Raw genomic sequence first — 18,376 nt, 5'->3', positions numbered from 1 at the left:
GGGACCGCCGTGTCCGTATGGCTATGACTCGCCGCCGGCGGCGTCACCCGCCTGCGGCGCAATGTGCAGTTATACGATCAGCGCTCGCCCTCGGCCGCGGTGGCCGAGGTCTTGCTGAGTTTGGCGGATTCGTCGAGGATCTCCGCTCCCTTGTCGCGGAGGGCTGCTATGTGCTGACGACCGTGGTGGGCGCAGAACAGAAGCTCTCCACCTATGGGCAGAGTCGCACGGATGTAGGCCTGGGCGCCACAGCGGTCACAACGGTCGAGTGCCGTCAGCGGCTTAACGGGGGCGAGTGCTCCAGTCACGTATCGCCTTTCGGGTCACCCTCGCCGGAGCGAGGATCTGGCGTCAGTCACTTGGGACAACATCTAACCGGATGCGAACGTTCCCAACCGCACCTCCGCTACGCCGAGAGCGGAATGTGGCCAAAAGTAATGATGATCAAGCTCTCTGTCATGGCAAACGTGTCGCCGTGGCAAGCTTGTATCCGCCCGGGCGGGAAGAACGGTAGGCTACGCACAGGTGTTCGATGCCGTGTTGGAAGGGGCCGATGTGACGGTGGTGGAGGCGGGTTACACAGCTCGTCACCTGTCGGTGCTCGAAGGGCTCGAGGCGGTGCGCAAGCGCCCGGGCATGTACATCGGGTCCACCGACAGCCGTGGCCTCATGCACTGTCTGTGGGAGATCGTCGACAACGGCGTCGACGAAGCACTGGCGGGCTACTGCACGCGCATCGAAGTGGAACTGCACGCCGACGGGTCCATCGAGGTCCGCGACAACGGCCGTGGCATCCCGGTCGACGTCGAGCCCAAGAGCGGCCTGGCGGGCGTCGAGCTCGTCTACACCAAGCTCCACGCGGGCGGGAAGTTCGGCACGGGCTCCTACACCGCCTCCGGCGGTCTCCACGGCGTCGGCGCCTCGGTCGTCAACGCCCTGTCGTCCCGGCTCGACGTCGAGGTCGACCGCGGTGGCAAGGTCCACCTCATCAGTTTTCGCCGCGGCGTGCCCGGCGTCTTCGACGGCGAAGGCCCCTCGGCCAAGTTCAAGAAGAAGTCCGGCCTGCACGACGGCGGGCGGGCCAAGCGCGGCGTCACCGGCACGCGCGTGCGTTTCTGGGCCGACCGCCAGATCTTCCTGCCCGACGCCGAGGTCTCGGTCGACGAGATCCACGTACGGCTGCGCCAGACCGCCTTCCTGGTTCCCGGCCTGACCCTCGTCCTCATCCAGGGCGAGACGGTCGAGGAGTTCCGCTTCGACGGCGGCATCTCGGAGTTCACCGACTTCCTGGCCCGCGACGAGGCCGTCTGCGACGTCCTGCGGCTGCAGGGCCTGGGCCACTTCCACGAGACCGTCCCGGTCCTCGACGACCAGGGCCACATGACCCCCACCGAGGTCGAGCGCGAGCTCACCGTCGACGTGGCGCTGCGCTGGGGCAAGGGCTACGACACCACGGTCCGCTCCTTCGTCAACGTGATCGCCACCCCCAAGGGCGGCACCCACATCACCGGCTTCGAGCGCGGCCTGGTCAAGACGATCAACGAGCAGCTGCGCGAGACCCGCCTGCTCAAGAACGGCGACGACCCGGTCAACAAGGAAGACATCCTCGAGGGCCTCACCGCCGTCGTCACGGTCCGCGTGCCCGAGCCCCAGTTCGAAGGCCAGACCAAGGAAGTGCTCGGCACCTCCGCGGCCACCCGCATCGTCTCCCACGTGCTCTCGCGCGAGCTCAAGGCGCTCTACGCCAACCCGCCGCGCGGCTTCAAGCAGCCGCTGCGCGGCGTGCTCGAAAAGATCGTCGCCGCCGCCAAGGCCCGCATCGCCGCCCGCGAACACCGCGACAACCAGCGGCGCAAGAGCGCCCTCGAAAACTCCGCCCTGCCGGCGAAACTGGTCGACTGCCGCAGCGACGACGTCGACCGCAGCGAGCTGTTCATCGTCGAGGGAGACTCCGCCCTCGGCACCGCAAAGCTCGCCCGCGACTCGGAGTTCCAGGCGCTGCTGCCCATCCGCGGCAAGATCCTCAACGTGCAGAAGGCGTCCGTCGCCGACATGCTCAAGAACACCGAGTGCGCCGCGATCATCCAGGTCGTCGGCGCCGGCTCGGGCCGTTCTTTCGACCTCGAGGCCGCCCGCTACGGCAAGATCATCCTGATGGCCGACGCCGACGTCGACGGCGCTCACATCCGCTGCCTGCTGCTCACCCTCTTCCACCGCTACATGCGCCCCCTCGTCGAGGCCGGCCGCGTCTTCGCCGCCGTCCCGCCGCTGCACCGCATCGAGCTCACCAACCCGGGCAAGGGGCAGGACAAGTACGTCTACTGCTACTCCGACGCGGAGCTCCACAAGGTCCTGCGCGACCTGGAGCGTCGCGGCAAGCGCTGGAAGGACCCGGTGCAGCGCTACAAGGGCCTGGGCGAGATGGACGCCGACCAGCTGGCCGAGACCACCATGGACCCGCGCCACCGCATCCTGCGCCGGGTGCGCATCGAGGACGCGGAGTCGGCCGAGCGTATCTTCAGCCTGCTCATGGGGAGCGACGTCGCGCCTCGGCGTGAGTTCATCGTGAACAGCGCGGCCGAGGTCGACCGGGACCACATCGACGCCTGACCGTCGACTTCGCTTGTGGCGGCGCGTGGCCTTCAGCTTGCGCGGGGCTCGCGGCGGGTCGTTGCATGCCGGGAGTGCGTGGATCGGTCGTTGCATGCCGGAGGCGCGGGGTCGTAGTGCGTCGGGTATGTCGCGCGAGGGCGCGATCACACGCCCCCAGGGGCAGGCACGCCCGCCACCCGAGGCCAGGCGACGTCGTCGATCGCCAGCCATGGCGCCGCCGCCACCCCCGCGGGTGTCAGTCCCGCGAAGACCCGCGCCTCACGGCTGAGGTGCGACTGGTCCGCGTACCCGCTCTCGGCCGCCACCTCCGCCGCCGGGCGCCCCGATGCGAGGAGGTGGGCCGCGTGGTCGAACCGTACGAGCCGTGCCGCCCGCTTGGGCCCGATCCCGAGCTGCGCTCGGAACCGTGCCCAGAGCCGTTTGCGGCTCCACCCGATCTCGTCCGCCAGCCCTTCGACGCGCGCACGCCCCCGGCTGCCCGCCAGCCGGCGCCACACGTGGGCGACGGGCGCGTCGACGGCGTCACGGTCGGCCAGGCGGCGCGCCAGGAGTGCCGCGGCGATGGTGAACCGCTCGTCCCATGAGGAGGCGGCTCGCAGCCGCTCCTCCGTGTGGGCCGCTTCCGGCCCCCACAGCTCCGCCAGCGGCACGAGCTCGCCGCTGAGCTCGGCCGAGCCGCCGCCGAGCACCGCCGCGGCGGCGACCGGCTCCAGGCGGATCTGCAAGCACTCGCCCGCCCCCTGCCCGCCGGCGCGCAGGTCGCCGGGCAGGAGGCCGACGACGACGCTGCCGCGCTCATGCCGGTCCCGCGTGTCGTACACGGTGCCCGCGCCCTCGCTGAGGTCGATGAGCACCGTGATCGATGGGTGGGCGACCATGGCCAGGTCGACGCGGGCTGGGGCGCGGTGGTGGAAGCCCGCCATGGCGACCCCTGGCAGCCTGATCGAGGAGCGCGGGACGGTGATGTCCACCAGCGCCCAGTCGGGCGGCGAGCCGGCTACCAGCACATGACTACTCTATGTCACGAAGTCGAGGAGCAGCTCGCCGGTCAGGCCGGGCGCCTCCATCATCGGCAGGTGGCCGACGCCGGGCAGCAGGTCGATGCGGGCGCCGGGTACGGCCTCGTACTGCCTGGCAGAGGAGGGTTCCCATCGCGGGTCGGCGGCGCCGAAGATCACGAGTGTGGGGATGCCGAGGGCGGCCAGCCGTCCGGGGACGTCGCGCTCGGTGATGTAGGCGGTGTTGCCGTCCATCACCCCGCGGAAGGCCCGGTAGGTGATGCCGCGCACGTCGGCGACGAGGTCGTCGGGCAGGTGGACGGGCCGCGCGGCGGTCACTTCGACGCCCTTGCGGATCATCGTGTCGGAGCGCCGTGACCAGACGAGGCGCCCGAACGGCGGCGTCAGGAGGAGCCTGAGCAGCAACGGCTGGGGGAGCAGGGCGGCGGGGCTCGGTCCCGTGCTGATGAGCGCGAGCGAGCGCACCAGGTCCTGGCGTTGTTCGGCCAGCGAGGTGGCGACGTAGCCGCCGCTGGAGTGGCCGGTTACGGTGACGTCGCTCAGGCCGAGGTCGTCGAGCACTGCCGCCACGCGCGCCGCCTGGTGGGGCACGTCGTACGAACGGGCGGGAGGGGAGTGGCCGCAGCCGGGCAGGTCGACGCGGATGACGTGGTGCCGGGCGGACAGGGCCTGGATCATCGGCTGCCAGAAGGCGCCCGAGGCGCCGGAACCGTGGATGAGCAGCAGGGGTGGCCCCTGCCCCGGGCCGTCGTGGGTCACGTGCAGGTCGTGCGCTTGCCGTACGTCGTACTCCCTCATACAAACGATCATGCACCCGGGGCTGGAGCTCCGTCTTGGACGAATGTCGCCCCGGCCTCGAAGACCCGCGCCAGCACGAGCATGATGAGGGCGAGCGCCACGGCCGCGTATGGGAAGGGCGTGTCGGCGTGAAAGCTGTCCGTCGCCCCGATCCGGCTGAGCACCAGCATGGCCGCCGCCATCGGGAAGGCGGCGCCCGCCAGGGCGGACAGGGCGAGCAGCCCGGCGAGCTGCCGCACGATCCGCGCGTTGCCGTCGCGGAACGGGGTCCCTTCGCGGATCGAGTCGAGCAGCCATCGCAGCAGCAGGGCGCCGGCCACGGCGCACAGTCCGATCACGAGCGTGTCGGCCCGGGTCAGGAACTGCTCGGCCGGCGTCGACCCCCACGCCACGAGGTCGACCCGATCCGAGGGCGGTTCGAGCGACACCCCGGCCGGAAGGGCGAGCTCGGGCATCACGACCTGGTTGCCGAGCGGTTTGACGGTCACCGTGACGTGGCCGCCGACCTGCGTGAACCCGTTGATCACGTAGGCCACGCCGAAGATCGCCCAGAGCCCGCCGGTCAGGCGGATCAGCAGGATGAGGGGTCCGACGAACCATGAGCTCCGAGTCGGCATGGCTCCTCCGATTACGGTTTTCCGCCATCAGAGTCGGCGGTTTCACCCCATGGTGGACGCTCCGGCCGCCTTCTAGCGTGGCCATTCGTGATCAGTCTCAAAGCTCTCACCAAGAGGTACGGCGACCGCGCCGCCGTCGACGACCTGACGCTGGAGATCAAGCCGGGCACGGTCACCGGGTTCCTCGGGCCGAACGGGGCGGGCAAGTCCACGACGATGCGGCTGATTCTCGGCCTCGACCGGCCCACGAGCGGCGTCGCGCTGGTCGGCGGCGTGCCGTACCACCGGTTGAAGGAGCCGCTGCGCACGGTCGGCGCGTTGCTGGACGCGCGGGCGATGCATCCGGGACGCAGCGGGCGGGCGCACCTGCGCGCGCTGGCGCGCAGCAACGGCATCGCGGCGGGGCGGGTGGCGCAGGTGCTGGAGATGGTCGGGATGGAGTCGGCGGCGGGCAAGCGGGCCGGCGCGTTGTCGCTGGGCATGAGCCAGCGGCTGGGCATCGCGGCGGCGCTCCTGGGCGATCCCGAGGTGCTGATGTTCGACGAGCCGGTCAACGGGCTCGACCCCGACGGGGTGCGGTGGGTGCGGCAGCTGATGCGCTCGCTCGCCGACGAGGGGCGGACCGTCTTCGTCTCCAGCCACCTGATGAGCGAGATGCAGCTGACCGCCGACCACCTGGTGGTGATCGGCAAGGGCCGGCTGATCATGGACGCGCCGCTGCCCGACGTCATCGCGCGCAGCTCGCTGACCGCCGTCGTGGTGCGCACGCCGCACGCCGGTGAGCTGGCCGTACGGCTGGCGGCGGCGGGAGGCGAGGTCACCAGGACGGGCGAGAACGAGCTGCAGGTGACCGGCATCGCCGTCGAGCGGGTGGGGGACCTGGCGCACGAGGCGGGGGTGCGGCTGCACGAGTTGCGCACCAGGGAGGCGTCGCTGGAGCAGGCCTACCGGGAGCTGACGGAGTCGAGCGTGGAGTACGGGGTGCGGTCATGAGGAACACGGTGGCGTCCGAGTGGGTGAAGGTGTGGTCGGTGCGCTCCACCTGGTGGTGCCTGGCGGCCACGATGGTGTCGATGGTGCTCACGGCCCTGACGCTGGGCGGCTCGGCGGTCACCGAGCAGCGCGAGGTGGTGGAGGCCAGCGGCCCGGTGGTGTCGGCGACCTCGTTCGTGCAGTTCGCGCTGGTCGCGCTGGCCATGCTGGTGATCACCTCGGAGTACTCTTCCGGCTCGATCCGCTCCACGCTGCAGGCGACGCCGCTGCGCGGGCGGGTGCTGGCGGCCAAGGCGCTGGTGGTGGCGCCGGTGCTGTTCGTGGTGGGGGTGGTGAGCGGCGCGGTCGCGACCGCCGTCAACTACGTGGTGTTGTCGACCGAGGTGTTCGGAGGGCTGGTCCGGCTGGAGCCGGGGGCGCTGGTGCACGACCTGGTCACCACCGGGGTGTTCTTCGCCCTGGTCGGCGTGATGACCGTCGGGGCGGGGGCGGCGCTGCGCGGGTCGGCGGGCACGCTGACCGTGGTGTTCATGATGCTCATGGGCCTGCCGTTGCTGCTGGCCATGACCGGGGTGCCGGTGGCGCTGGAGATCTCGATGCGGCTGCCGATGTTCGCCGGGCTGGCCTTCATGGGCAGCGCCGACAACCTGACCGGCGGGCCGATCCCGTACTCCGCGGGTGAGGGGCTGGCGTGGCTGGTCGGGTGGGCGGGGGTGGCGCTGGTCGCCGGGCTGGCCGTGCTACGCCGGCGCGACGCCTAGACTGCTCGCCCGTGTCAGGAAATATCGTCATGCGCCGGGTGGGCGGGGTCGTCTCGGGCCTGCTCCTCGGCCTTGTCGAGCTCGCCTTCGTCTGCGTGGCCTGGCCGGTGACGCTGCTGACCTCGCGCCTGCCGGGAGGCGGCGGCGCCGTGGAGCGGCTGGCCGGGCGGGGGCTGGCCCGGCTGCTGGCCGCCGAGCGCCGGAGGCTGCGGCGGTGGTTCGACCACGAGGCGGGGCAGGGGCGCGCCGGCTACGGCTACCTGGCCGTGCGCGGGCTGCTGGGAGTGGTCGCCGGGTACGGCTTCGCGGCGGCGGTGTTCCTCACCGGGTTGCTGCTGGCCGGAGGGGTGTGGGACCTCGTCAGGGGAACGTCGGAACCCGTCCGGGTGATGCTGCCCGGCGTCCGCGTGGTCACCAGCGGTGCGGCCGTCGGCTTCACGACGGCGGGCCTGCTGATCGCGCTCGTCGTGCTCGGCGCGACCGTGGTGGGCGCGGCCGAGCGATGGCTGGCCGGGCGTTTCCTCGGGCCCGGCGAGGTGGAGCTCATGCGGCTCAGGATCGCCGAGCTGACCAGCACCCGGGCGGGCATCGTGCGGGCGGTCGACGACGAGCGCCGCCGCATCGAGCGGGACCTGCACGACGGCGTGCAGCAGCGCGGCGTGGCGCTGGCGATGTTGCTGGGACGCGCCAGGCACGAACTCGGCGCCGAGAACGCCCTGGACGGTGACCGTACGCTCCGCCGTACGGCAGAGCTCGTCGAGGAGGCCTACGGCGAGTCCCGGCGCCTCCTGGACGAGCTGCGCAGCGTCGCGTGGCGCATCTACCCGACCGCCCTCGACGAGCTCGGACTCGAAGCGGCGCTCGCGGGAGCCGCGGAACGTTCCCAGGTCCCGGTGACGATCCACCACGGCCTCACCGGCAGGCTTCCCTCGGAAGCCGAGACCGCGATCTACTTCGTCGTGCGCGAGGCGATCACCAACGCGGTCAAGCACTCCGGCGCCGATGACATCCTGGTGGTCCTGGAACAGGAGGGACGGACCGTGAGCGTGAGCGTCTCCGACAACGGCCGCGGCGGGGCCGACCCAGCGGGCGGCGGGCTGGCCGGGCTGGCCAGGAGGGTGCTGGCGCTCGACGGCACGTTCGCGGTGCGCAGCCCGGACGGCGGGCCGACCGAGATCACCGCGAGGCTCCCGTGCGCCTGATCCTCGCCGACGACTCCGTCCTGCTCCGCGAGGGCCTGGTCAGGCTGCTGCACGACGCCGGTCACGAGGTCGTGGCGGCCGTCGGCGACGCGCCCGCGCTGCTGGCCGAGGTCGGGCGGCAGCGGCCCGACGTGGCGGTGGTCGACGTGCGCATGCCGCCCTCCCACCGCGACGAGGGTGTGCGGGCGGCGCTGGAGATCCGGGAGAGCCATCCCGGGGTGGGCGTGCTGCTGCTGTCGCAGTACGTGGAGAAGACCTACGCCGCCGCCCTGCTCGGGGGCAGTCCGGGCGGCGTCGGCTACCTGCTGAAGGACCGGGTCTCTGAGGTGGCCGAGTTCCTGCGCGCGCTGGAGCGGGTGCGGGCGGGCGGCACGGTGGTCGACCCGGAGGTGGTGCGCCAGCTCCTGGCCAGGACCACCAACACCGACCCGCTGGCCACGCTGAGTCCCCGCGAGAGCCAGGTGCTCGACCTGCTGGCCCAGGGGTTCGTCAACGCGGCCGTCGCCGAGCGCCTGCACATCTCGCTGAGCACGGTGGAGAAGCACGTCAACGCCATCACCGACAAGCTCGACCTGCCGCGCGAGCCGGGCTACAGCCGCCGCGTGCTGGCGATCCTGCGCTACCTCGACGGCTGAAACCGTCCGGCGCGGGCAGCACAGAGGGCATGAAGCTGCTGGTCATCTGCAATCGGGCCGCCGGAGGCGTGGACGACGAGGCGCAGGAGGAGATCCTGCGCGAGCTGCGCGCGCACGCCGAGGTGGTGGTCGCCGGGGAGGTCGGCGGTTACCCCGATCACATCCCTGTCGTCATGGGCGGTGACGGCAGCCTCCATCACGTGGTGCGCACCCTGCACGAGCGGGGCGAGCTGGGCGCGCGGCCGATCGGGCTGATCCCCATGGGCACCGGCAACGACCTGGCGCGTACGGCGGGCATCACGCCGGACAACGCCGTCAAGGCCGTGCTCGAAGGGCAGGAGCGTCCGATGGACCTGCTGGTCGACGACCGGGACGGCGTGGTCGTCAACGCCGTCCACGTGGGCGTGGGCGCCGAGGCGTCGCTGCGCGCCCAGGCGCTCAAGCCGGTGCTGTCCCGGCTCGCCTACCGGGTGGGCGCGTTGGTGGCGGGGGTGCGGGCGCGCGGGTGGCGGCTGCGGGTGACGGTCGACGGCGAGTGCGTCGCCGACGGCACGCGCAGGGTGCTGATGGTGGGCCTGGGCAACGGCCGGACCATCGGCGGCGGCACGCCGCTGGCCCCGCGCGCCGAACCGGGCGACGGGCTGGTGGACGTGGTCGTGTCGTTCGCGGTCGGCCCTCTGCAGCGGCTGGCGTTCGGCGTACGGCTGCGCAGGGGCGAGCACACCCGGCTGGGGGAGGTCCGGGCGCTGCGCGGCAGGAAGGTGTCGATCTCGGGCCAGGCGGTGCCGGTCAACGCGGACGGCGAGCTCGGAGCGAAGATCAACCGCCGCACCTGGACCGTGGTGCCGGGAGCGTGGAGGCTGCTGACCCCGTGAGCGCGGGTCAGCGGCCGAGCATGTCGCCGATGACGTTGCGCAGCTCCTCGAACTCGGGTTTCATATCCGCCACGTTGCGGGCGACCCGCGGCCGGTTGGTGAGCATGCCGTCCACGCCCGAGGCGAGCATGCGGCGCATGATGGCGGGCCGGTCGACCGTCGTGCTGATCACCTTGAGCCCCAGCTTGTGAGCCCGCTTGACGAACGCCGGGGTGATCGAGTCGTGCCGCACCACGACGAGGTCGGCGAAGGCCGCCACGGCGGGCAGCCGGGCCAGGCTCACCGGGCCGAGCGTCGCGCGCTGGGCATGGGTCTGCAGTCGCCGCAGGAACGCCCAGTCGTAGCTGAGCACGATGGTGTCGGAGGGCAGCTCGTTCAGCAGTTGGGTCAGCGGCGTGTCCATGGCCGTCGTCGGGTTCTTGACCTCCAGCACCAGCCCGGGACCGTCGGACGAGGCCGCGATCGCCTCGCGCACCGTGGGCACCCGCTGGCCGGTGAAGCCGGCGCCGAACCAGCTGCCCGCGTCGAGCTGCTTGATCTCCGCGAGCGTGAAGTCGCTGACCCGCCACGGCGCCCGATCGGGGTAGAGGCGCTCGACGTTGGTGGTGCGGGCCAGGGTGGAGTCGTGCACCACGACGAGCTGGCCGTCCTTGGTCTGGCGCACGTCCAGCTCGTACATGTCGGCGCCTGCCGTACCAGCCGCCCGGAAGGCGGCCATCGTGTTCTCGGGGGCCACGGCGGAGGCGCCGCGGTGGGCGACGACGAGCAGGTCGAGCGTGATCAAGAGGGCTGCGAGCACTAAGTGATCATATATGTACAGCCAGTGGTTATCGGGTACTCCCGACCGGCATGTCCCGATCTCAGGTGGGCATCATCACGGGCGCCTTCATCCAGGAGACGCTCGGGGTGCGGGAGGCGCGCTCCAGGCGCCGGGCGACCGCGCGGGGAGTGGGGCGGGCGAGATCGCCCACCTGGTCACCCAGATCCAGGAGGATCGCGCGGTCGGCGGGGCGAGCGGCTGCCGCCTCGCGGGCGGCGAAGACGATCGTGCAGCCCAGCTCCCGCACGTAGCGCGCCAGCAGGGCGAAGAGCTCGGGGGATCCGGGCAGGTCCACGGCCAGCAGGCCGGGGCGCGTGCACAGGGCACGGGCGATCTCGAGAGAGCGGCGGTCGGTCTCGTCGAGCGAGCCAGCCGTCCTGTCCTGCTCACCGTCCAGGCCCGCGATCGCGAGGACGCGCTCGCGCCACGCCGGATCGTCGGTGCCGGGCAGGCACTCGGCGACGGTGCGCCCGGGAGGAAGGCTCTGCGTTCCCGTCACCAGGATCGTGTTCCTGTCGGGCCTGCTGCCAGGGGACTCGAGCCCGGCCAGGCACCGCAGGAACGTGCTCTTCCCCGCCGATCCGTTGCCGATGACCGCGGTCAGCTCGCGGTCGCGGACATCGGCGGTGACGTCGTTGAGCGCGACGACCGAGCCGTACGTCACCGTGATTCCCGTCGATGGGGTGGCTTTTCTGAAGAGCATGGGAAAAGCCAATCACCCGGTCGCCGCCGAATCGCTCGGCCGACCGGGTATTCCCGCCTCATTCGAAAGTCGTAGTCACACGCCGAGGCGGTAGGACCAAATGGCGGCCTGCACCCGGTTTCCCACGCCGAGTTTGTACAGGACGTGGCTGACGTGCGTTTTCACGGTCGCCTCGCTCATGTAGAGCTCCTGGGCGATGTCGCCGTTGGCCAGGCCTCGGGTGACGAGCCGCAGCACCTCGCGCTCCCGTTCGGTGAGGGTGTCGAAACGCCGGCGGATGTCCTCCGGGACGTCGGTGACCGACTGGTCGGCGAATTCGTTGATGACGCGCATCGTCACGCAGGGCGAGAGCATCGCATTGCCCGCCGCGACGGTTTTGACCCCCTGAATGAGATCGGCGGGCGGCGTGTCTTTCAGGAGGAAACCGACCGCTCCCGCCTTGAGCGCGTCGTAGATGTACTCGTCGAGGTCGAAAGTGGTCAGCACGATCACCTTGGGTGGATTCGGCAGCCCGGTCAGTTCGCGGGTCGTGGCCAGGCCGTCCGCCTTGGGCATGCGGATGTCGGTGAGCACGACGTCGGGCCGGTGGCGGGCGGTCATCTCGACGGCTTCCACCCCGTTGGTCGCCTCGTCCACGACCACGATGTCGGGATCGGACTCCAGGATGGTGCGCAACCCGTGACGGACCAGCGCCTCGTCGTCCACGAGCAGCAAGCGGATCATGACGGAGTCCTCCTGTACGGAAAGGTCGCCTCGATGCCGAGGCCGTTGTCCGGCCGGCGGACGGTCCGGAACGTGCCGCCGACGAGAGACACCCGTTCGGCGAGTGCGGCCAGCCAGGCCCCGTCGCGCCGGGGCCGCGGCCTGGGATTGGTGTGGGTGACCGCGACGACGAGGTGGTCCTGCTCGTACGAGAGGACGACCTCGACGTGGGCCTGGGGCTGATTGATCAGGATGACGGAGCACCCCTCCGCGGCGACGCGGTAGGCGGCGCGCTCGACCATGGCCGGCACGGTCCGCGGCTCGCCGGCCGTGCGGAGGCCGACGCTCAGGCCCGACTCGCGCAGCCGCTCCACGGTCGCCTCGATGTCGCCGATGCCCAGCTGGGGCGAGAGCGGCGCGGGTCCCGCGTCGAGCGTGCCCGCGAACTGGCGCAGCTCCGCCAGCGCGTCCTGGCCGGTGTGCCTGATCCGGACGGCCATCTGGGTGACCCAGCCGGCGCCCCTGGCAGCCGACACCTCGAGCGCTCCGGCGTCCACGACCATGAGGCTCACCTTGTGGGCGACCACGTCGCGCACCTCCTCGGCCATGCGCTCGCGCTCCTCTCCCCTGGCGAGGGCGACCATGCGTTCCCGCTCGGCCCGCAGCGCCTGCTCCCGCTCGTGGGTGGCGGCCACGTAGCGCCACGAGACGATTCCCCCGGCGGCGGCCGCGACCACGAAGGTGACCGTGTACAGCACCTCCGCTGACAGCGGCACGATCGAGGGGTAGGTGCTCCACACCGCCAGGTCGAGGATGATCGCGAACGCCGCGATCGCCGACACCTTGGGCACGGAGCCGGTGTAACGCCCGGCGGAGAACAGGCCGAGGATGAGGATCGGCGGCCCGTAGGCCACGGCGTAGACGGCACTGGCGATCACGGCGACGGTGAGCGGCCAACGCCGCCGGAAGAGCAGCACGACAGCAGCCGCCGCGACGAGGAAGAGGCCCCAGCCCCCCCCGATGAGAGCGTCAGCGCTCGGATTGAGGGTCTCGACCAGGCTGAACATGACGCATCCGGCGGACAGCAGTACGTCGAGCGGCCGTGGCCACCACCGTCTCCCCGTCGCCATAGTGATCATTTTTCCAGCGGGATCCGACTTTAGTCGTAGCAGTAAGTAGATATTCGGATGACTGGAATCGGCTCTCCCCTCGGGCATCCTGCGTCTGTGAAACGAAGTATCAGAGCTCAGGCGGCCATCCTGGCGGCGGCGGTCATGGCCGTCGCCGGCGTGGTCCTGTGCGCGGTCTTCGTCCAGGGCGCGCGTCACGAGATGGTGGCGGAGGCCGTACGCGACGGCGTGCGCGCCTCGACGTCCGTGCTCGAAAGGATCAACCACGGCCGCTCACTCGACCTGCGGCTGCGCGAATACCGGTCGTTCGCCCAGATCGTCGACGACTCGGGGCGGGTGCTCGCCGCCAGTCCCGAACTGCGTGGCAAGGCCCCCTTCTCCGGTGTCCCCGGCAGAGGGCGGCCCACGGCCCAGACCCGTACCTTCGAGCTGGCGCCCTCGGCGTTCCACCCCGCGTCCGCCCTGGAGGTCGACGCGCAGCGCATCCCCTTCGCGGGCCGTACGGTGAGCCTCTACACCTTCTCGCCCGTGCCCCCGCCGTACATCAGCGGCCCGCTCGTCGCGGCGCTGGCCGTGTGGACGGCCCTGGTCGCCGCGGTCAGCGGCGCGATCGTCTGGTGGTGGATGGGACGGCGGCTGCGCGGTGTCGAGGCGATCCGCCGCGACCTGGCCGAGATCACCGTGACCGATCTGTCCCGCCGGGTGCCCGAGGGCGGCCGCGACGAGGTCGGACGGCTGGCCACGACGGTCAACGAGACCCTCGACCGGCTGGAGGAGGCGGTCGAGCAGCAGCGCCGGTTCACCGCCGACGTCTCCCACGACCTGCGCACCCCGATCGCCGCCATGCAACTGGAGCTGGAGGACGCCCTGGACCACCCCGAGGACGTCGACTGGGTGACCTCGGGCGAGGCGATGCGGGCCGGCCTCACCCGCCTGCACGCGATCGTCGCCGACCTGCTGCACCTGGCCCGGCTCGACGCGGAGGACGGCGGGGCCCGGGAGGCGGTCGAGCTGTCAGCCCTGGTCCGCCGGGAGCTGGCGTCCCGGCAGCGGCGGGTGGAGGTGCGGCGCGTCCTGTCCGAGGCCGTGGTCGACGGGGACGACGTGCAACTGGCCCGGCTGCTGAACAACCTGCTCGACAACGCCGAGCGTCACGCCCGGAGCGTGATCACCGTCATGGTGGGGCAACAGGACGGCCAGGCCGTCCTGACCGTCTCCGACGACGGCATCGGGATCGCGCCCGAGGACAGGGAACGGATCTTCCAGCGCTTCGTCAGGCTGGCGGCCTCCCGCAGCCGCGACAGGAGCGGCACCGGACTCGGCCTGCCGATCGCCCGCCGCATCGCCCACGCCCACGGCGGCACCCTGGAGGTCGCCGAGCAGGGGCCGGGAGCCTGCTTCGTGCTGAGGCTCCCGGCCGATCCGGCCGATCAGACGTCGACCGGAAGCAGCTTCCCGGAGCGCACGTCGTAGATAGCGCCGCCGACCGGCATGTCCTTCGGCAGGAAGGGGCTGGTGCGGATGCGGGTGAGGTCGTGCAGCAGCGCGGCGTTCTGGTCGGGCACGGTGTGGAACTCCAGGCTCCGCGTGTCGACCCCGTGGCTCTGGGTCAGCTCGTACACGTCGGAGTCGGAGACCTTGGCCATGCCGCAGTCGGTGTGCGGCATCACCAGCACCCGCTCGACGCCGAGCAGGTAGACGGCCAGCACGAGCGTGCGCAGCACGTCGTCGGTGACCCTGGCGCCGGCGTTGCGCAGGATCTTGGCGTCGCCGGGCTTGAGCCCGAGGAGGCCGAGGGGGTCGATGCGGGAGTCCATGCAGGTGACCACGGCCAGGCCCCGTGCGGCCTTGCCAGGAAGGCCCGAGTCGAGGAAGTCGCGCGCGTAGTCCGCGTTGGCGGCCAGCAGGTCGTCGAAAGCGGTCATGGCTAAATCATCCAGCATGCCGGTTTCCTGCTGGTTTCCGGGTTCCATCTTTCCCATCCGCCCGCCATCCCGCGTCACTTTGAGTGAAGATATGTTGCCGTGAGTATCAGTAGGACCCAACTGCTGGCCGACTACCTGCGCGGACAGGCACGGCGCAGCCTCGACCGGGTCGAGCCGAACGACGAGGGCCGCAACGCGCGCCGCGCACTGGCCCTGCTGGACGCGGCCTGCTACGCCGAGAGCCTGCCCGAGGACGACCCGCTCGTCCAGCAGCTGGAGGACGCCGGCAGGTTCGGGCCGCTGGGCCGCGACCCCTTCGAACCGGACGAGCGGGGCAGGCGCCTGGTCGCCGAGTGGCAGGGCGCCGAGCCGTCGGAACTGGTCCTGGCGTTGTCAGGCGGGCTCGTTGCCCGGCTTCCACTTGATGCCGCAACCGAGTGACGGGTTCTGCGGCCCCTCGACGGGACGGCCCTCCAGTAGCGCGTCGATCGCCGCGCGCAGGGACGCTCCGGTCACCGGCACGTCGTTGGACGGCCGCGCGTCGTCGAACTCGCCGCGGTAGGCGAGCCTGAGGTCGGCGTCGTAGAGGAAGAAGTCGGGCGTGCACGCCGCCCGGTAGGCCTTGGCCACCTCCTGGGTGTCGTCCAGGAGGTACGAGAAGCCGAACCCGGCCCGCCGAGCCTGCTCCGCCAGGTGTGTGGCGTCGTCGTCGGGGTAGCGGACGTGATCGTTGCTGCAGATGGCGACAACTGAGACACGCGAGCCGTAGTCGGCCGCCAGCTGTCCCAGGCCGTTCTCGATGCGCTTGACGTAGGGGCAGTGGTTCGACAGGAAGATGATCAAAGTGGCCGGTGAGCCCTTGAGATCGGACAGGCTCACACTGCCGCCGTCGATCGCCGTCAGATGGAAGTCGGGGGCGGGCGTGCCGAGGGGGACCATGAAGGAATTGACAGCCATGAGAGGAGTCAATCATGCCGGGAATCGTCCGTTTCCGTAGCACGGTGCTCGACTGTCCGGACACCCTGGCCCTGGGCCGGTTCTACGCCGAACTGCTCGGCTGGGAGCTGAAGGGCGACGCCGAGTGGGCCGTGGTGTCCGACGGCTCGATGCGCCTGGCCTTCCAGCAGGTGTCCGGGTACCGGCCGCCCGACTGGCCGGACGACGAACGCCCGCAGCAGTTCCACCTCGACCTCGCGGTCGACGACATGGAGGAGGCGGAGAAGCGGGCGCTGGAGCTCGGTGCGCGCAAGCACGAGGTCCAGCCGAGCGAGGACGACGAATGGCGCGTCTACCTCGACCCGGTGGGTCACCCGTTCTGCCTGTGCCGCTAGCCGTACGGTGATCCGGAATTGTCGGTGCCACCAGGCATGATGGCCTTATGACGGACGCGCCTCCCAGCACTGTGATCGCCGACGAGACCGCCTACGCCGAGGCGGTTCAGCTCGCCCTCGACTCCGCGGCGGCCTACTACGCCGACGGCACCTCGACGCTCGACGACGACTCCTACGACCGCCTGGTGCGCGGCATCGAGGCCTACGAGGGCGAGCACCCCGACCAGGTCCTGCCGCAGTCTCCGACGGGCAAGGTCGCGGGCGGCGCGGTCGTCGGCGATGTGCCCCACACCGTGCCGATGCTCAGCCTCGACAACGTCTTCGGGGCTGACCAACTGGCCGACTGGGCGGCCTCGCTGGAGCGGCGCATCGGCCGTCCGGTCACCGCGTGGAGCGTGGAGCCCAAGCTCGACGGCCTGGCCATCTCGGCCCGCTACCGGCGCGGGCGGCTGGTCCAGCTCGTCACCCGCGGCGACGGCGTCGCGGGCGAAGACGTCAGCCACGCGATGGGCACCATCGTCGGTTTGCCCGACCGGCTGGCCGACGCGGTCACCGTCGAGCTGCGGGGCGAGGTCATGATGACGGCCGCCCAGTTCGACGAGGCGTGCGCCAAGCGCCAGGCCCACGACGGCACCACCTTCGCCAACCCGCGCAGCGCCGCCGCGGGCACGCTGCGCACCCGCGAGCGGCCCTACGTCTGCGAGCTGACCTTCTTCGGCTACGGCGCGCTGCCCGCGCCCGACGACTCCTCCGAGCTGGCCACGCGGCTGCGCGAGCTGCCGCACAGCGAGGTCATGGCCTGGGTGTCCGGCCAGGGCGTGCAGACCACCGAGGTGACCCCGGTCGCCGGCATCGTCGCCGAGACCCTGGAGCAGGTCCAGAAGCGCGTCGACGAGATCGCCGCGGCCCGGCCGGAGCTGGAGTTCGGCATCGACGGCATCGTCGTCAAGTGCGACCTCGCCGCCGACCAGGCCGTGGCGGGCTTCAGCTCACGCGCCCCGCGCTGGGCGGTCGCCTACAAGCTGCCTGCCACCGAGAAGATCACCAAGCTGGTCGGCGTCGAGTGGAACACCGGCCGCACTGGCATCATCGCGCCGCGCGCCGTGCTGGAGCCGGTCGAGCTCGACGGCAGCGTCGTCACCTACGCCACCCTCCACAACGTCGCCGACATCACCCGGCGCGGCCTGATGCTCGGCGACTCCGTCACCGTCTACAAGGCGGGCGACGTGATCCCGCGTGTCGAGGCGCCGGTGGTTCACCTGCGCACCGGCGACGAGCAGCCCATCCCGATCCCTTCCGTCTGTCCTTCCTGCGGTGACGCCATCGACATGTCGCAGGAGCGCTGGCGCTGCGTGCGCGGGCGCGCCTGCCGCGCCATCGCCTCCATCAGCTACGCCGCCGGACGCGACCAGCTCGACATCGAGGGCCTGGCCGACAACCGCATCAAGCAACTGCTCGACGCCGGGATGATCGCCGACTTCGCCGACCTCTTCTACCTCACCCGCGACCAGCTTCTCGGCCTGGAGCGCATGGGCGCGGTCAGCACCGACAACCTGCTGGCCGCCTTCGAGCGCGCCAAGGCCCAGCCGCTCAGCCGCGTCTTCTGCGCCCTCGGCGTGCGCGGCACCGGACGCTCCATGAGCCGCCGCATCGCCCGCCACTTCGGCACCATGCAGGCCATCCGCGCCGCCGACGCCCTGGCCATCCAGCAGGTCGAGGGCATCGGCCCCGAGAAGGCGCCGGTCGTCGTCGCCGAGCTCGCCGAGCTGGCGCCGCTCATCGACAAGCTGGTCGCGGCAGGGGTCAACATGACCGAGCCCGGCGTCGACCCGTCCGGGTCCGCGACGTCGGCGCCGGAGTTGCCGCTGACGGGCATGTCCGTGGTGGTCACCGGCGCGATGTCGGGGCCACTGGAGGAGCTGTCGCGCAACCAGGTCAACGAGCTGATCGAGCGGGCCGGGGGCAAGGCGTCGTCCAGCGTCTCGGCCAAGACCTCGCTGCTGGTGGCGGGGGAGAAGGCAGGGTCGAAGCGGGCCAAGGCCGAGGAGCTTCAGGTGCGGGTGGTGAGCCCGGAGGAGTTCGCCGAGCTGGTGGGGGAGTTCATGGCGTAGCTCCGGCTGCCAGGTCCCCTCGCTCCAGTGGCTAGGTGTACTGACCCAGAGGTTGAGTACAGGGGATGATCGTTTTGGCATGAGGAAGGGCTTCCGGGTTCGGTGTGGATTGCGACATCTACCCCTGAACCAGAAAGCCCT

General features: G+C 71.2%; 20 protein-coding genes. 10 read left to right on the top strand and 10 right to left on the bottom strand.

Annotated elements, in window-relative coordinates:
• Positions 1 to 77: 77 nt before the first annotated feature.
• On the bottom strand, positions 78 to 308 hold the full coding sequence (locus tag ACIBH1_RS33155; RefSeq protein WP_312894994.1) for a hypothetical protein: 231 nt from the start codon (positions 306 to 308) through the stop codon (positions 78 to 80).
• A gap of 247 nt (positions 309 to 555) precedes the next feature.
• Here ACIBH1_RS33155 and ACIBH1_RS33150 point away from each other — a divergent pair, with 247 nt between their 5' ends.
• Positions 556 to 2,610 (top strand): type IIA DNA topoisomerase subunit B, encoded by a 2,055-nt coding sequence (locus ACIBH1_RS33150; RefSeq protein WP_397318128.1) that lies wholly within the window; start codon positions 556 to 558, stop codon positions 2,608 to 2,610.
• Positions 2,611 to 2,756: 146 nt separating this feature from the next.
• On the opposite strand, the gene ACIBH1_RS33145 is transcribed toward ACIBH1_RS33150, so the two are convergent.
• From ACIBH1_RS33145 to ACIBH1_RS33135, 3 genes are read right to left on the bottom strand one after another with little or no spacing between them, the layout of a single operon-like run.
• A complete protein-coding gene (locus tag ACIBH1_RS33145) occupies positions 2,757 to 3,620 on the bottom strand; it encodes a helix-turn-helix domain-containing protein (protein WP_397317935.1) in 864 nt (287 codons plus the stop codon).
• Positions 3,621 to 3,629: 9 nt separating this feature from the next.
• On the bottom strand, positions 3,630 to 4,430 hold the full coding sequence (locus tag ACIBH1_RS33140) for an alpha/beta fold hydrolase (protein WP_397317934.1): 801 nt from the start codon (positions 4,428 to 4,430) through the stop codon (positions 3,630 to 3,632).
• 8 nt (positions 4,431 to 4,438) lie between these two features.
• Complete coding sequence (locus tag ACIBH1_RS33135) at positions 4,439 to 5,047, bottom strand: DUF2975 domain-containing protein (protein WP_397317933.1); 609 nt, start codon at positions 5,045 to 5,047, stop codon at positions 4,439 to 4,441.
• Positions 5,048 to 5,134: 87 nt separating this feature from the next.
• Between ACIBH1_RS33135 and ACIBH1_RS33130 the strand changes: the two genes are divergently transcribed.
• From ACIBH1_RS33130 to ACIBH1_RS33110, 5 genes are read left to right on the top strand one after another with little or no spacing between them, the layout of a single operon-like run.
• A complete protein-coding gene (locus ACIBH1_RS33130; protein WP_397317932.1) occupies positions 5,135 to 6,040 on the top strand; it encodes an ATP-binding cassette domain-containing protein in 906 nt (301 codons plus the stop codon).
• Complete coding sequence (locus ACIBH1_RS33125) at positions 6,037 to 6,801, top strand: ABC transporter permease (RefSeq protein ID WP_397317931.1); 765 nt, start codon at positions 6,037 to 6,039, stop codon at positions 6,799 to 6,801. The genes ACIBH1_RS33130 and ACIBH1_RS33125 overlap by 4 nt, the downstream gene beginning before the upstream one ends.
• 11 nt (positions 6,802 to 6,812) lie before the next feature.
• Positions 6,813 to 8,003, top strand: a complete 1,191-nt coding sequence (locus ACIBH1_RS33120) for a sensor histidine kinase (RefSeq protein WP_397317930.1) — start codon at positions 6,813 to 6,815, stop codon at positions 8,001 to 8,003.
• Positions 7,994 to 8,638 (top strand): response regulator, encoded by a 645-nt coding sequence (locus tag ACIBH1_RS33115; RefSeq protein WP_397317928.1) that lies wholly within the window; start codon positions 7,994 to 7,996, stop codon positions 8,636 to 8,638. Before ACIBH1_RS33120 ends, ACIBH1_RS33115 begins: the two co-directional genes overlap by 10 nt.
• Positions 8,639 to 8,667: 29 nt before the next feature.
• Positions 8,668 to 9,513, top strand: coding sequence for a diacylglycerol/lipid kinase family protein (locus ACIBH1_RS33110; protein WP_397317927.1), 846 nt, complete (start codon positions 8,668 to 8,670; stop codon positions 9,511 to 9,513).
• Between the two features lie 7 nt (positions 9,514 to 9,520).
• Here ACIBH1_RS33110 and ACIBH1_RS33105 read toward each other — a convergent pair whose 3' ends face one another.
• From ACIBH1_RS33105 to ACIBH1_RS33090, 4 genes are all read right to left on the bottom strand, one after another.
• A complete protein-coding gene (locus tag ACIBH1_RS33105; RefSeq protein ID WP_397317926.1) occupies positions 9,521 to 10,312 on the bottom strand; it encodes a glycerophosphodiester phosphodiesterase in 792 nt (263 codons plus the stop codon).
• 61 nt (positions 10,313 to 10,373) lie between these two features.
• Positions 10,374 to 11,036 (bottom strand): ATP-binding cassette domain-containing protein, encoded by a 663-nt coding sequence (locus ACIBH1_RS33100; RefSeq protein WP_397317924.1) that lies wholly within the window; start codon positions 11,034 to 11,036, stop codon positions 10,374 to 10,376.
• Between the two features lie 75 nt (positions 11,037 to 11,111).
• Complete coding sequence (locus tag ACIBH1_RS33095) at positions 11,112 to 11,759, bottom strand: response regulator (protein WP_397317923.1); 648 nt, start codon at positions 11,757 to 11,759, stop codon at positions 11,112 to 11,114.
• Complete coding sequence (locus ACIBH1_RS33090) at positions 11,756 to 12,868, bottom strand: sensor histidine kinase (protein ID WP_397317921.1); 1,113 nt, start codon at positions 12,866 to 12,868, stop codon at positions 11,756 to 11,758. The genes ACIBH1_RS33095 and ACIBH1_RS33090 overlap by 4 nt, the downstream gene beginning before the upstream one ends.
• A 96-nt stretch (positions 12,869 to 12,964) precedes the next feature.
• Here ACIBH1_RS33090 and ACIBH1_RS33085 point away from each other — a divergent pair, with 96 nt between their 5' ends.
• Positions 12,965 to 14,341, top strand: a complete 1,377-nt coding sequence (locus ACIBH1_RS33085) for a sensor histidine kinase (RefSeq protein ID WP_397317920.1) — start codon at positions 12,965 to 12,967, stop codon at positions 14,339 to 14,341.
• Here the strand turns inward: ACIBH1_RS33085 and ACIBH1_RS33080 are convergent.
• Complete coding sequence (locus tag ACIBH1_RS33080; protein WP_397317919.1) at positions 14,299 to 14,793, bottom strand: beta-class carbonic anhydrase; 495 nt, start codon at positions 14,791 to 14,793, stop codon at positions 14,299 to 14,301. The genes ACIBH1_RS33085 and ACIBH1_RS33080 overlap by 43 nt on opposite strands.
• Positions 14,794 to 14,892: 99 nt before the next feature.
• Between ACIBH1_RS33080 and ACIBH1_RS33075 the strand changes: the two genes are divergently transcribed.
• Positions 14,893 to 15,234 (top strand): hypothetical protein, encoded by a 342-nt coding sequence (locus ACIBH1_RS33075; RefSeq protein WP_397317918.1) that lies wholly within the window; start codon positions 14,893 to 14,895, stop codon positions 15,232 to 15,234.
• Here the strand turns inward: ACIBH1_RS33075 and ACIBH1_RS33070 are convergent.
• A complete protein-coding gene (locus ACIBH1_RS33070) occupies positions 15,187 to 15,750 on the bottom strand; it encodes a thioredoxin family protein (protein ID WP_397317917.1) in 564 nt (187 codons plus the stop codon). The two genes, ACIBH1_RS33075 and ACIBH1_RS33070, sit on opposite strands and share 48 nt — an antisense overlap.
• Before the next feature lie 14 nt (positions 15,751 to 15,764).
• Here ACIBH1_RS33070 and ACIBH1_RS33065 point away from each other — a divergent pair, with 14 nt between their 5' ends.
• Positions 15,765 to 16,124, top strand: a complete 360-nt coding sequence (locus ACIBH1_RS33065) for a VOC family protein (RefSeq protein WP_397317916.1) — start codon at positions 15,765 to 15,767, stop codon at positions 16,122 to 16,124.
• A 47-nt stretch (positions 16,125 to 16,171) separates the two neighbouring features.
• Positions 16,172 to 18,235, top strand: coding sequence for an NAD-dependent DNA ligase LigA (gene ligA, locus ACIBH1_RS33060; RefSeq protein ID WP_397317914.1), 2,064 nt, complete (start codon positions 16,172 to 16,174; stop codon positions 18,233 to 18,235).
• Positions 18,236 to 18,376: the final 141 nt, after the last annotated feature.

Source organism: Nonomuraea sp. NPDC050663 (assembly GCF_044456985.1).
In the GTDB taxonomy this organism is placed as follows: Bacteria; Actinomycetota; Actinomycetes; order Streptosporangiales; family Streptosporangiaceae; genus Nonomuraea.
This window is presented reverse-complemented; position numbering and strand designations above follow the sequence as displayed.